Raw genomic sequence first — 13,004 nt, 5'->3', positions numbered from 1 at the left:
CAGAAATGAAAAGATCGCAGCCTCCGGCAGCTCCTACAGGATTTACACCATCCCCTGTAGGAGCTGCCGGAGGCTGCGATCTTTTGCTTTAAACCTTAAACCTCCAGGCCAAGGATATCCCGAGCCACAGCCTCGGCAATCCGAATCCCGTCCACACCCGCCGACAGAATCCCGCCCGCATAACCGGCACCTTCGCCGGCCGGGAACAAGCCTTTCACGTTCAGGCTCTGCATCGACTCATTGCGGGTAATACGCAGCGGCGAGGAGGTGCGGGTCTCGATGCCGGTCAACACCGCGTCGTGTAGCGAATAACCACGAATCTGCTTCTCGAACGCCGGCAAGGCTTCGCGAATCGCTTCGATGGCGAACGCCGGCAGTGCCAGGGCCAGATCACCCAGGGCAACGCCTGGCTTGTAGGACGGCTCGACGCTGCCCAGTTCGGTGGACGGTTTGCCCGCGATAAAATCGCCGACCAGTTGCGCCGGGGCTTCGTAGTTGCTGCCGCCCAGCACAAAGGCGTGGGATTCCAGGCGTTCCTGCAGTTCGATACCGGCGAGCGGGCCGCCCGGATAATCGACTTCCGGGGTGATGCCGACAACGATCCCTGAGTTGGCATTGCGCTCGTTACGCGAGTACTGGCTCATGCCATTGGTGACCACGCGGTTCGGCTCGGACGTCGCCGCCACTACGGTGCCGCCCGGGCACATGCAGAAGCTGTAGACCGAACGGCCGTTCTTGGCGTGGTGCACCAGTTTGTAGTCGGCGGCGCCGAGTTTCGGGTGTCCGGCGTACTTGCCCAGCCGTGCGCGGTCAATCAGCGACTGCGGGTGCTCGATACGGAAACCCACCGAGAAAGGCTTGGCCTCCATGTACACGCCACGGCCGTGGAGCATGCGGAAGGTATCGCGTGCACTGTGGCCGAGGGCCAGAATCACGTGCTTCGAATGGATCTGTTCGCCGCCATTGAGCTCGACGCCGACCAGTTGGCCGTCTTCGATCAACACGTCGGTGACACGCTGCTGGAAGCGCACTTCGCCGCCCAGGGCGCGAATCTGCTCACGCATGTTTTCCACCACGCCGGTCAGACGGAACGTACCGATGTGTGGCTTGCTGACGTAGAGGATTTCTTCCGGTGCGCCGGCCTTGACGAATTCGTGCAGGACCTTGCGACCGAGGAACTTCGGGTCCTTGATCTGGCTGTAGAGCTTGCCGTCGGAGAACGTCCCCGCGCCGCCTTCGCCGAATTGCACGTTGGATTCCGGGTTGAGCACACTTTTGCGCCACAGGCCCCAGGTGTCCTTGGTGCGTTGGCGGACTTCGGTGCCGCGTTCGAGGATGATCGGCTTGAAGCCCATTTGCGCCAGCAGCAGCCCGGCGAAAATCCCGCACGGACCGAAGCCGACGACGATCGGACGTGCGCTCAGGTCGGACGGTGCCTGGCCAACCATTTTATAGCTGACATCCGGCGCCACGTTGACGTTACGGTCATCGGCGAATGTGTGCAGCACCGCCGCCTCGTCGCGAACTTCAAGGTCGATGGTGTAGATGAAGCACAGCTCGGAGGACTTTTTACGCGCATCGTAGCTGCGCTTGAACAAGGTGAAGTCGAGCAGATCATCGCTGGCGAGCCCTAAGCGCTGCACGATGGCAGGGCGCAGGTCTTCATCGGGATGGTCGATCGGCAACTTGAGTTCGGTGATTCGTAACATGGCGGGATCCGGTTCGCGGGGCGCACAACTGCGCCAGGGCGTTTGAAACCCGCGATTATAAGCCTCAAAGGCGCAGGCCCGTGAGGCTTAAACGATCAGTCGTCGCGCGATCCGCCGAAATACCCGCAGCCGCGTTGTACCTGACCGTCGATGCGCAGCTCGGCGCTCATGTGCTGGATGCTGCCGGTGCTGCTGTCGACGCAGCGTTGCGGTGCAACCCACAGTTCGATGTGCTGGTTGTTGGCTTCGGTGCTGAGGTTGAAACGGCCATCGCCCAGTTGCTCTTCGACGTAAGGTACGGCCAAGGGTGGCTGTCCGGCCCGGTCGAGGACCATGCCTTTGCCGCTGACTTTCACGCTCCACTCCGGGGTGTGGCCGGCGGCGCGCAGGATCAGCAGCTTGAAATTCGGATCCTCACACGCGTTGCCCGAGCGCTCGACGCGGTACAACTGCTCCAGATCGAGCTGGCCGTCACCACCGCTGCCGGCCACAACCCGTCCGCGCACGTCGGCAAACAGCTTGCTTTGCTTGTCCGCCAGGCTGGCGGCCTGCTGCAGGACACTGGTACCGCCGGTGTCGTTGACCACGTAGCGGTTTACCTGGTTACACGGCTGGAACACTAGTTTGCCGTCCGCCGCGATCAACTGGCCTTGCATGCGTGTCTGGCCGACATGGGAGGCGTTCTGCCGCTCACCCTCGAACAACTGGCAAGCGGCGAACAGCGGAAGCAGGGCAACGAGGACTAAGGAACGGGCAACACGCATCTTGGGGTCTCCTGACAAGTGCCGTCACGTTACTCAGGCTGACCGTTCATCACAAGGCTGGAGTGGGTCTCTGGCACGGTGAATGGCGATTTGCGGCAACATCTTGTGAATTATTCCAATGCCGAGTCTCAGGATGCCAGAGGTAAGCTGCCGCTTTTTTGCAGGGGGCGGACATGAAACAGGCAATGGGCTGGAAGATCGGGTTGTTTCTGATGGTGATGACGGGGGCCACGGGCAGTCACGCTGCCGAGATCAATTTGTCTTCGGCAACCGACTTCACCCGGATGGAGTTGCTGTTGAAGGACCACGACAGACTTCATTCGGCATTTGAAATGAATGTCACGCTCAGTCCTGAAGCAGCTGAGCATATGCAGCGCATTACCCATGAGTCGATAGGCCAGAAATTGACGCTGTCGATCAATGGCTGGAAGATCTCTACGGCAACAGTGCAATCGGCCTTGGGCGCGCAGTTCCAGGTGTCCATCCCGAAAGCCATCGCCAAAGACCTATTGCCCACGTTGGTTGATTGAGCTTGAACCGACTCAGCCTACGTGAAAGGTCTGACCCGTTTGCAGGCCTTCTACGCTTTTGGCGTAGGCTAAGGCCACATCTACTGCAGGCACCGGCTTGAAGCCACGGAAGTACGGCGCGTATTTGCCCATGGCTTCGACGAGGACGTTGGGGCTGATCGAATTCACCCGCAGGCCGCGCGGCAGCTCGATGGCGGCAGCGCGAACGAAGCTGTCCAGTGCACCGTTGACCAGCGCCGCCGAGACGCCACTGCGAATCGGGTCGTGGCTGAGTACGCCGGTAGTGAAGGTGAACGAGGCACCGTCATTGGCGAAGTCGCGGCCGATCAACAGCAAATTGACCTGGCCCATGAGCTTGTCTTTCAGGCCCAGGGCAAAGCTTTCTTCGGTCATCTCGTTGAGCGGTGCGAAGGTCACGTTGCCAGCGGCGCACACCAGGGCATCGAACTTGCCGGTCTGCTCGAACAATTTGCGGATCGAGGCGCTGTCGCTGATGTCCACCTGAAAATCGCCGCTGTTGCGGCCAATCCGGATGATTTCGTGGCGTTGCGACAGTTCCTTGTCGACTGCCGAACCGATGGTGCCGTTTGCGCCGATCAAAAGAATTTTCATGGGGGTTGATCCTCGTATGGGTTGAACGAGGTATCAGTGTAGGGTGGTTTTTTTTGTAGATAAGCGCGCTAATAGGCAACCTTTGGTTTTCAAATGGAAACAATCCATGAGCGAGATGGATGACCTGGCCGCGTTTGCCGTATTGATCGAAGCGGGAAGTTTCACCCTGGCGGCGCAGCAGCTCGGTTGCAGCAAAGGCCAACTGTCCAAGCGCATCAGCCAGCTGGAAGCGCAGTTTTCCGTGGTGCTGTTGCAACGTACCACTCGCCGTTTGAGCCTGACCGCCGCTGGCGCAGCGTTGTTACCCCAGGCCCGGGCGCTGGTGGTGCAAGTCGAGCGGGCGCGCCAGGCTCTTGCGCGTTTGAAGGACGATATGTCCGGGCCGGTGCGGATGACGGTGCCGGTGTCGCTCGGGGAAACCTTCTTCGATGGTCTGCTGCTGGAATTTTCCGCCAAATATCCCCAGGTGCAGATCGAGCTGGAGCTCAACAACAGCTACCGCGAATTGTCCCGAGACGGATTCGACCTGGCGATTCGCTCAGACGTGGCCCTTGACCAGAGACTGGTCGCGCGCCCGTTGCTGGCGTGGCAGGAACTAACCTGTGCCAGCCCGGCTTATCTGGAACAATACGGTGAACCGCAAACACCCCAGGCACTGGCCGAACATCGCTGCCTGCTCAACAGCCATTACAGCGGCCGCGAAGAATGGCTGTATCACCAGCAGCATGAGTTGTTGCGGGTGCGGGTGTCGGGGCCATTCGCCAGCAACCACTACAACTTGTTGAAGAAAGCCGCGCTGGTCGGCGCCGGTATTGCACGCCTGCCGTCCTACTGTTTGCCAGCGGAGCTGGCGGACGGGCGTTTGCGATGGCTGCTGCGCGATTATCAGACCCGCAGCATGCCGATGTACCTGGTGCATCCGTATCAGGGCGGATTGCCCAAGCGTACGCAGGTGCTGGCGGATTATTTGATAGGCTGGTTCAAGCGTAGTGGGGAGGCGTTGGATCGACTTTGAACCCACACACGGACCCTTGTAGGAGCTGCCGCAGGCTGCGATCTTTTGATCTTAAAAGATCAAAGTCAAAAGATCGCAGCCTGCGGCAGCTCCTACAAGGATCGTATTCGCAGGCATAAAAAAAACGGCCCGCAAAGGCCGTTTTCTTGTTCACCGCAAAGGCTCAGCCACCGAGATACGCTTCGCGCACTTTCGGGTCGGTCAGCAGCGCTTCACCGGTGCCTTGCATCACTACCCGGCCGTTCTCCAGAACGTAGGCGCGGTCAGCGATTTTCAGTGCCTGGTTGGCGTTTTGCTCGACCAGAAACACCGTCACACCGTCCTTGCGCAGCTGTTCGATGATGTCGAAGATCTGCTGGATGATGATCGGTGCCAGACCTAGCGATGGCTCGTCGAGCAGCAATAGCTTGGGCTTGCTCATCAGTGCACGGCCGATGGCGAGCATTTGCTGTTCGCCGCCGGACATGGTGCCGCCACGCTGGTTGAAGCGCTCTTTCAGGCGTGGGAAAAGTCCTAGGACCTTGTCCATCTGTTCCTGATAGTCGCCCTTGGCGGTGAAAAAACCGCCCATCGACAGGTTTTCTTCCACGGTCAGCCGGGAAAACACCCGACGACCTTCCGGCACCACGGCAATGCTCTTGCGCATGATGTGCGAAGAGTCCTGGCCGACCAGTTCCTCACCCATGTAGCGGATGCTGCCGCTGTGGGCGCGCGGCGAACCGCAAAGCGTCATCAGCAGCGTGGACTTGCCGGCACCGTTGGCGCCGATCAGGGTCACGATCTCGCCCTGGCGGACTTCGACGTTGACACTGTGCAGGGCCTGGATCTTGCCATAGAAGGTGGAAACGTTTTCGAACTGCAGCATTTACGCTTCCCCCAGGTAGGCTTTGATCACTTCAGGATTGTCGCGGATCTGTTCCGGCGTGCCGTTGGCCAGGGGCGTACCCTGGTTGATCACGACGATGTGGTCGGAAATGCTCATGACCAGTTTCATGTCGTGTTCGATCAGCAGGACGGTCACGTTGTGCTCTTCACGCAGCACACTGATCAGCGCCTTGAGGTCTTCGGTTTCCTTCGGGTTCAGGCCTGCGGCGGGTTCGTCGAGCATGAGGATCCGCGGACGGGTCATCATGCAGCGGGCGATTTCCAGGCGACGTTGCTGACCGTAGGCCAGGGTGCCGGCCGGACGGTTGGCGAACTCCTTGAGGTTGACCTTTTCCAGCCAGTACTCGGCGTATTCCATGGCCTCGCGTTCGCTTTTGCGGAACGCCGGGGTCTTGAACAGGCCGGACAGGAAGTTGGTGTTCAAGTGACGGTGCTGGGCGATCAAGAGGTTCTCGACTGCTGTCATGTCCTTGAACAGCCGCACGTTCTGGAAGGTCCGCACCACACCTTTGAGGGCGATTTTGTGGCCGGGCAGGCCTTCGATCGATTCGCCGTCCAGCAGGATGCTGCCACCACTCGGTTTGTAGAAACCGGTCAGGCAGTTGAACACAGTGGTCTTGCCGGCGCCGTTGGGGCCGATCAGTGCCACGACCTGTTTTTCCTTCACGCTCAGGGCTACGCCGTTGACCGCCAGCAAGCCGCCGAAACGCATACTCAAATTTTCTACTTTCAGGATCTCGCGGCTCATTTGCGCAGCTCCATGTGAGGACGTTGCATGGGCAGCAGACCTTGAGGACGCCAGATCATCATCAGCACCATCAAGGCGCCGAACATCAACATGCGGTACTCACTGAACTCACGCATCATTTCCGGCAACAGGATCATCACCGTGGCTGCGAGCACCACGCCCAATTGCGAGCCCATGCCGCCCAACACGACGATGGCGAGAATGGTCGCCGACTCGATGAAAGTGAAGGACTCCGGTGTCACCAGGCCCTGACGCGCGGCGAAGAAGCTGCCGGCGAAACCGGCGAAGCAGGCGCCCAGGGTGAAAGCTGAAAGCTTGATGATCGTCGGGTTCAGACCCAACGCACGGCAGGCGATTTCATCTTCACGCAGCGCTTCCCAGGCACGACCCAGGGGCATGCGCAGCAAGCGATTGATGACGAACAGTGCGAACAGCGCCAGGAACAATGCGACCAGGTAAAGGAAAATCACCTTGTTGATCGAGTTGTATTCCAGGCCGAAGTACTCGTGGAACGTCTGCAGGCCTTCAGCGGCTTTACGTTCGAAGGTCAGGCCGAAGAACGTCGGCTTTTCGATATTGCTGATGCCGTTCGGGCCGCCGGTGATGTCGGTCAGGTTACGCAGGAACAGGCGGATGATTTCACCGAAGCCCAGGGTCACGATCGCCAGGTAGTCACCACGCAAGCGCAGCACCGGGAAGCCCAGCAGGAAGCCGAAAGTGGCCGCCATCAGACCGGCAATCGGCAGGCAGATCCAGAAGCTCAGGCCGTAGTAATGCGACAACAGCGCGTAGCTGTAGGCGCCGACGGCATAGAAACCGACGTAACCGAGGTCGAGCAGACCGGCCAGGCCGACCACGATGTTCAGGCCGAGGCCGAGCATCACATAGATCAACACCAGCGTGGCGATATCCACCGCACCGCGAGAGCCGAAGAACGGCCAGACCAGGGCACCGGCGATCAGCGCGATGATGATCCAGCGCTGAGTGGTCGGCAGGGTCAGGAAGTTACTGGCCTTGGCCGGCATAAGCGGCATGCTTGGCGAAGAACGCCAGGCCGAGCTGATCTGCTGGTCGAACAATACCCGCAGAAACATCAGTACCGAGCACACCGCGATGGTGATCAGGGTGGCGTCGCTGGTGCCATGAACTTCGAGGTTGATGCCGACGATGGTCAGCTTCAGACCGAGTACCGGGTAGGCCACGGCCCACACCAGCAAAGCGCTGAAGAGCGCTTGTTTAAGATTCCTAGTCATACCTTCTCAACCTCCGGACGGCCCAGCAGGCCGGTTGGCCGGAACAACAACACCAGAACCAGCAGGCCGAACGCCACGACGTCCTTGTACTGGTCGCCGAAGATATCGGCACCAAAGGCTTCCGCCACACCCAAAACGAGCCCGCCGAGCATGGCGCCCGGAATGCTGCCGATACCGCCCAGTACTGCTGCGGTGAAGGCCTTGAGGCCGACCAGGAAACCGGCGTTCGGGTTGATCACGCCGTATTGCATGCTCAGCAGCACGGCTGCGATGGCCGCCAGCGCGGCACCGATGACGAAGGTCAGGGCGATGATGTTGTTGGTGTTGATACCCAGCAGGTTGGCCATCTTGATGTCTTCGGCACAGGCGCGGCAGGCGCGACCCAGGCGAGAACGGGAGATGAACAGCGTCAGGCCGAGCATGGCGACAAAGGTCACCACGAACACCACGATTTGCATGTAGGAAATCAGCACTTCATGTGCACCACCTGGCCCAAAGGCAAAGTTGCCCGGAATCAGGTTGGAGATGGATTTGTCCTTGGAGTCTTGCGCCAGCAGAACGGTGTTCTGCAGGAAGATCGACATGCCGATGGCAGAAATCAGCGGGATCAGACGGTTGCTGCCGCGCAGGGGGCGGTAAGCGATCCGTTCGATGCTGTAACCGTAGGCACTGGTGACGACGATGGTCGCCAGGAAAGCAGCGGTCATCAACAGCGGAACACTGTCGAGTCCCAGCATGGCCAGCCCGGCGATGGCGATGAACGCCACGTAGGAGCCAATCATGTACACCTCGCCGTGGGCGAAGTTGATCATTCCAATGATGCCGTAAACCATCGTATAGCCGATGGCGATCAGGGCATACGTGCTGCCAATGGTCATGCCATTAACCAGCTGTTGGAAAAAGTGATAGATGTCAGGCATTACAGCGCTCCTAAAAACCTGATACGCATTTCACTGGTGGAGTCATTTTCCCGCCCGAGCCCCGTGGATCTGCATCCACTTCGAATTCGGGGTTTGCCAGCGAACCGCTGATGACGGTTTTGAGATTTTCAGGTGGGGAGACTGGCGGATCACGCCAGCGCGGCCCAATACGTTCGTAAAACAAAGCCCACGGCACGCCGTGGGCTTTATTGGCAGTCAGTCAGGCAACGCCTTACTGAGGCTTGGCTTCAGTTTTAGGTTTGCCGAAGTGCCACTCGTAAACCACAAATTTGAAGTCTTTCAGGTCGCCTTTCTCGTCGAAGCTCAGGTCGCCGGTAGGGGTCTTGAAGGTGCCTTTGTGGATGGCTTCAGCCACTTTGGCGGAGTCTTCGGACTTGGCCGCCTTGATGCCCTCGGCGATCACTTCCACAGCCGAGTAGGCCGGGAACACGAACGGACCGCTCGGGTCTTCTTTCTTGGCTTTGAACGCGTCAGCCAGGGCAATGTTGGCCGGATCCTGGTCGAAGGATTTCGGCAGGGTCACCAGCAGGCCTTCGGAAGCCTCCTTGGCGATCTGCGAAATGGAGTCGTTACCCACGCCTTCCGGACCCATGAATTTGGCTTTCAGGCCTTTTTCCTGGGATTGACGCAGGATCAGACCCAGCTCAGGGTGGTAGCCGCCGTAGTAAACGAAGTCGACGTTGGCTTGCTTGAGCTTGGCGATCATCGAGGAGAAGTCTTTGTCGCCGGCGTTGATGCCTTCGAACACAGCGACTTTCACGCCTTTGCCTTCCAGAGTTTTCTTCACGGCAGTGGCGATGCCTTCACCGTATTGCTGTTTGTCGTGCAGGACAGCAACGATCTTCGGTTTTACGAAGTCGGCAATGTAGTTACCGGCGGCAGGGCCCTGGGCGCTGTCCAGACCGATGGTGCGGAAGACCATTTTGTAACCACGGGCGGTGATGTCCGGGCTGGTGGCAGCCGGGGTGATCATGATCACGCCTTCGTCTTCGTAGATGTCCGAAGCCGGTTGAGTGGAGCTGGAGCACAGGTGGCCGACCACGAACTTGACGCCGTCGTTGACGACTTTGTTCGCGACCGCTACCGCTTGTTTTGGATCACAGGCGTCATCGTATTCAACGGCTTCGAGTTTCTTGCCGTCTACGCCGCCCTTGGAGTTGATCTGTTCAATGGCCATTTTGGCGCCGCTGAACTGCATGTCGCCGTATTGGGCTACAGGACCGGTTTTAGGGCCGGCGATGCCGATCTTGATGGTGTCAGCTGCGAACGAATGGCTGGCAACCCCGGCCAGAACCATAGCGGCAAACAGTTTGGAAATCTGCTTAGTAGCCTTAGTCATAGTGCTCCACTCTTACTGTTGTAGTTTTTATAGTCCTGGCGCCGAAAGCAGCAGAACCGGGTCAGATATCTACGACATTCCCCGGAAAAGCCCCTCGGCAACTGTACCGGTACAGTGTAGAGCGCCGATTGTCAGCCTGGGAAGGCAGCGCCGAGGGGCAAAACCTGCAAGTGTCGCTTTATTGAAAGAAAAAGACAGAATTGCGGCGGGGCGTTGAGGGGCTTATAGCCGGATTCAGTGCATTCCCTGGCTTTCCTGCGCTTTTCATTTCGGTCACTCAATTGCATCCGGGTTTTTCTGCCAGTCCACCGACGTTATCATCTGCGTCGATTTCTTTTCCGGACAGTCCCATGAATCAAGAACCTAGCACCCTCTATGCCAAGCTGCTTGGTGAAACCGCATCTATTACCTGGAAAGAGCTGGAGCCGTTCTTCGCCAAGGGTGCCCTATTGTGGGTCGATCCTGGCCTGGATCTGATCGCCGCCGCCGAGGCCGTGGCCCAGGATGAGGGGGAGAAAGTGGCTGCCTGGCTGGCTGCTGACAAGCTCGCCAAGCTGTCTGAAACGCGGGCGCTGGATCTTTTTGAACGTGATCCGCAGTTGTGGGCGGTGGTTGTTTCGCCGTGGATTCTGATCCAGGAAAGGGCGCAGGTTTAAAAGGTTGCACCGGCTTGGTGCGCTCCTTTCCCGCAGGAAAGTGTGTAGCCGAGTAGCGTGATGGCATGTTGCCGTAGAGAAAGGCCACAGCCTCACGGTGACGTAAACGTAACGGGAACAGTTGGGAGGGCAACTGAACAGCTGCTCAATTGTTTCTGGATGTGGATTTGCAGTGAATTCAAGGCCGCCATCGCGAGCAAGCTCGCTCCCACAGTTGACCGCGTTCTCTCTGAACGAATGCGATCCCTGTGGGAGCGAGCTTGCTCGCGATGGCGGCGACGAATTTTCCCGTCTTGTTAAGCAGTCTTGCCCGTATGGTTATTCAGCGAAATAACCTTGGTCTTGCCGATGCGGTGACGATAGATCTCGCGCAGGTACTTGATCGATTTCTTCACGCAGTCCCGGGACAGGCGGATGTCGTTGATCGAAACGAACTTGTCCTTGTCGTTGATCAGTTCACGGTACTTCTTCTCGTACATCGGCTTGATCGCGTACCAGTTGGTATCAAGGATCTTCGCCGGATTCTCGAATTCGTTGAGCAACTCGTCGATCCGGTCTTCATCGAACTGTTCGTTGATGATGAAGTCCAGGATCGAGTTATCCAGAGTCTCGTCGAAGCGGTACGGATTCTTCGCAAAGCAGCGTTTGATAAAGGCTACGATCAGTGTCAGGAAATCGTCCGACAGGCACGGACTCTTGGCGATCAGAGTGGTCAGGGACAGGTTGGCCGAGGCACCGATCACCAGCGCGTAGCGCTTGAGCGTGGTGTTGGGGAACAGGCTGTTGAGGTGGGTCTTCAACCGGTTCAGGTCCATGTAGGACAGCTTGTAGTCCTTCGGCAAGGAAACAATCGACACCACCGACGAGCAATTCTTGAAGAAGTGCAGGTCGTGCAGGGCCGCCGCGTCGTACCCCGAGTTCTTGTACTGCTCAAGCGACGCGCGATAGCGCTTGGACTCGATCGGCAACAGGCTGATGCCTTCGATGGCCTGGGTGACCTTGTTGAAGTGCGGCAGGTCGATCGAACGGAAAAACAGGTCATCGATGTTCAGGCGCGCCGGCTCTTTCTCGAACACCTTGAACTTGTCGCTGCTTGGCGGCGGAGTTTCCGGCACCACGGACTCGGCATAGGCAATCGCCACCGGGCCGGCCAGGCTCATGAACAGGTCGTTGGCGTCCAGGCGAATGGTTTCGCCGATGTCGATGCCGGCCCGACGGAAGTAGTTCTGGTCGTAGTCGGTGGTGACCGCCTGAGCCGTCAGAATGTTGAATATCTGCTGCGAGATGTACTGGTTGGCGTGCTTTTCCATGGCATTGACATCAATGTTCTGGATATTGCCGTCATCGTTCTCTTCGGCGTAACGCATGATGTCGTTGGAAATCAGCATCATCGCGTTCCATGGGCGGATGCGGCCCATGACGCTGGCTTCGCTGCTGTCTTCGTTGGCGAAGTTGTAGGAGAAGTCCCACTCTTCCGAGAGGTATTTGCACAGCAGGCGACCGGCGTTGATGTGCAGCGCCTCGGACATTTCACTGCGGTGGTCGGAAATGTTCGGCAGTACACAGATGCCGCTGGTGAAGATCGGTTCGAAGACGAAGGAGTGGCCGCTCTTGCTGTCATGCTCGTCCATCGGTTTGGTGTCGAACGTCTTGTTCATGTACGAGTGCTGCTGGGCCAGGCCGAATTCCGAGGCCATGCCCGAACCGGTACCGCCGCCGGCACTGAAGATCGAGAAATACAGGCGCGACTGGTTGGCCTTGATGCCGCAGCTGTCGATCAGGTACGAGTGAATCATTTTCCAGTCAGGGCTGGAGAAACGCTGGGTGTCCTTGTTCAGGATGATCTTGGCCAGGTACTGGCCGAGGATCGGCGCGTTACCGGCGCCACCGGCGTGGACTTCCGACAAGTCCATGATTTTCATTTTGCTGTAGTCGCGCAGGAAGCCGCTTTTTTCGCCCTTGCGCGAGAAGCGGATGCGTCCGGCGATGTCCTTGTCCAGGTCGCCGAGCATCACCAGCGGCTCGACCAGAAACACCGGTTTGGTGTTCTTGTTCTGACCCAGGCGCAGGTTGTTGCGGATCCACTGGGCCGGGCTGTAGCCCTTTTCGGCAAAGCGCTTGTCCGGTGACAGGCGATCTTCGTTGTTGAATTCGTTGAGGTAGAACTTGCGGGCGTTGTACACCAGTTCTGCCACGTCCAGCGCAATGTTCGAGCCGCAGCGGCCCAGGCCGATCAGGCACACCGAGGGGAACTCCTGGTCGCTGTGCTGTTCGCTGTCGCCTTCCAGGTGCGGTGGGCGCGGGAACACCATGTCGCGCAGGCCGTCGAGGTTATCGAGGATGCGGTCGGTGTTGGTTTCGGTGAAGTAGAGGTATTGCTGGGTCGCCAACGGGCGGGATTGAACCAATGGCTTCGGTGATGACGGGCTGTTGGCCGCGGGGCTCAACGTCAGATCGGTTACCGCAGTGGCCGGGTTGTTTTTAGAAGTCATTGTTCGCCATCTACCTGGGCTGATTGGTTGGCCGACTCACTGTCGTCGACCCGTCACGGA

Annotated in this window: 12 protein-coding genes; 3 read left to right on the top strand and 9 right to left on the bottom strand. The window is 58.6% G+C overall.

Annotated features, from left to right (window positions below; genetic code table 11):
• Nucleotides 1-95: 95 nt before the first annotated feature.
• Nucleotides 96-1,709 (bottom strand): NAD(P)/FAD-dependent oxidoreductase, encoded by a 1,614-nt coding sequence (locus CD175_RS23325; protein ID WP_104450624.1) that lies wholly within the window; start codon nt 1,707-1,709, stop codon nt 96-98.
• A 95-nt stretch (nt 1,710-1,804) separates the two neighbouring features.
• On the bottom strand, nt 1,805-2,473 hold the full coding sequence (locus tag CD175_RS23320) for a COG3650 family protein (protein ID WP_104450623.1): 669 nt from the start codon (nt 2,471-2,473) through the stop codon (nt 1,805-1,807).
• Nucleotides 2,474-2,646: 173 nt separating this feature from the next.
• Between CD175_RS23320 and CD175_RS23315 the strand changes: the two genes are divergently transcribed.
• Entirely contained in the window at nt 2,647-3,003 is a 357-nt protein-coding gene (locus CD175_RS23315) for a hypothetical protein (RefSeq protein ID WP_104450813.1), read from the top strand.
• A gap of 12 nt (nt 3,004-3,015) precedes the next feature.
• Here the strand turns inward: CD175_RS23315 and CD175_RS23310 are convergent, their stop codons facing one another.
• Nucleotides 3,016-3,615 (bottom strand): short chain dehydrogenase, encoded by a 600-nt coding sequence (locus CD175_RS23310; protein WP_104450622.1) that lies wholly within the window; start codon nt 3,613-3,615, stop codon nt 3,016-3,018.
• A gap of 106 nt (nt 3,616-3,721) precedes the next feature.
• Between CD175_RS23310 and CD175_RS23305 the strand changes: the two genes are divergently transcribed.
• The gene (locus tag CD175_RS23305) at nt 3,722-4,630 is read left to right on the top strand and encodes a LysR family transcriptional regulator (protein ID WP_104450621.1); all 909 of its coding nucleotides are present in this window, start codon (nt 3,722-3,724) and stop codon (nt 4,628-4,630) included.
• A 163-nt stretch (nt 4,631-4,793) separates the two neighbouring features.
• Here CD175_RS23305 and CD175_RS23300 read toward each other — a convergent pair whose 3' ends face one another.
• The 5 genes from CD175_RS23300 to CD175_RS23280 form a co-directional block, all read right to left on the bottom strand.
• Nucleotides 4,794-5,495 carry an ABC transporter ATP-binding protein gene (locus tag CD175_RS23300; RefSeq protein ID WP_104450620.1) on the bottom strand — a complete coding sequence of 234 codons (702 nt, stop codon included), beginning with the start codon at nt 5,493-5,495 and terminating at the stop codon, nt 4,794-4,796.
• Nucleotides 5,496-6,263: a high-affinity branched-chain amino acid ABC transporter ATP-binding protein LivG gene (gene livG / locus CD175_RS23295; RefSeq protein WP_104450619.1), complete on the bottom strand. Its 768-nt coding sequence runs from the start codon at nt 6,261-6,263 to the stop codon at nt 5,496-5,498.
• Nucleotides 6,260-7,516 carry a high-affinity branched-chain amino acid ABC transporter permease LivM gene (locus tag CD175_RS23290; RefSeq protein ID WP_104450618.1) on the bottom strand — a complete coding sequence of 419 codons (1,257 nt, stop codon included), beginning with the start codon at nt 7,514-7,516 and terminating at the stop codon, nt 6,260-6,262. The genes livG and CD175_RS23290 overlap by 4 nt, the downstream gene beginning before the upstream one ends.
• Complete coding sequence (gene livH / locus CD175_RS23285; protein WP_104450617.1) at nt 7,513-8,436, bottom strand: high-affinity branched-chain amino acid ABC transporter permease LivH; 924 nt, start codon at nt 8,434-8,436, stop codon at nt 7,513-7,515. The genes CD175_RS23290 and livH overlap by 4 nt, the downstream gene beginning before the upstream one ends.
• A gap of 232 nt (nt 8,437-8,668) precedes the next feature.
• Nucleotides 8,669-9,796, bottom strand: a complete 1,128-nt coding sequence (locus tag CD175_RS23280) for a branched-chain amino acid ABC transporter substrate-binding protein (RefSeq protein ID WP_104450616.1) — start codon at nt 9,794-9,796, stop codon at nt 8,669-8,671.
• 350 nt (nt 9,797-10,146) lie between these two features.
• On the opposite strand from CD175_RS23280, the gene CD175_RS23275 reads away from it, so the two are divergent.
• Nucleotides 10,147-10,452 (top strand): DUF2288 domain-containing protein, encoded by a 306-nt coding sequence (locus tag CD175_RS23275; RefSeq protein ID WP_102674187.1) that lies wholly within the window; start codon nt 10,147-10,149, stop codon nt 10,450-10,452.
• A gap of 296 nt (nt 10,453-10,748) precedes the next feature.
• Here the strand turns inward: CD175_RS23275 and CD175_RS23270 are convergent, their stop codons facing one another.
• Nucleotides 10,749-12,944: a hypothetical protein gene (locus CD175_RS23270; RefSeq protein ID WP_104450615.1), complete on the bottom strand. Its 2,196-nt coding sequence runs from the start codon at nt 12,942-12,944 to the stop codon at nt 10,749-10,751.
• Nucleotides 12,945-13,004: the final 60 nt, after the last annotated feature.

The organism is Pseudomonas laurylsulfatiphila, from assembly GCF_002934665.1.
Lineage (GTDB): Bacteria > Pseudomonadota > Gammaproteobacteria > Pseudomonadales > Pseudomonadaceae > Aquipseudomonas > Aquipseudomonas laurylsulfatiphila.
The sequence above is the reverse complement of the archived record's forward strand: the minus strand, read 5'-3'. Positions and strand labels throughout refer to the sequence as shown.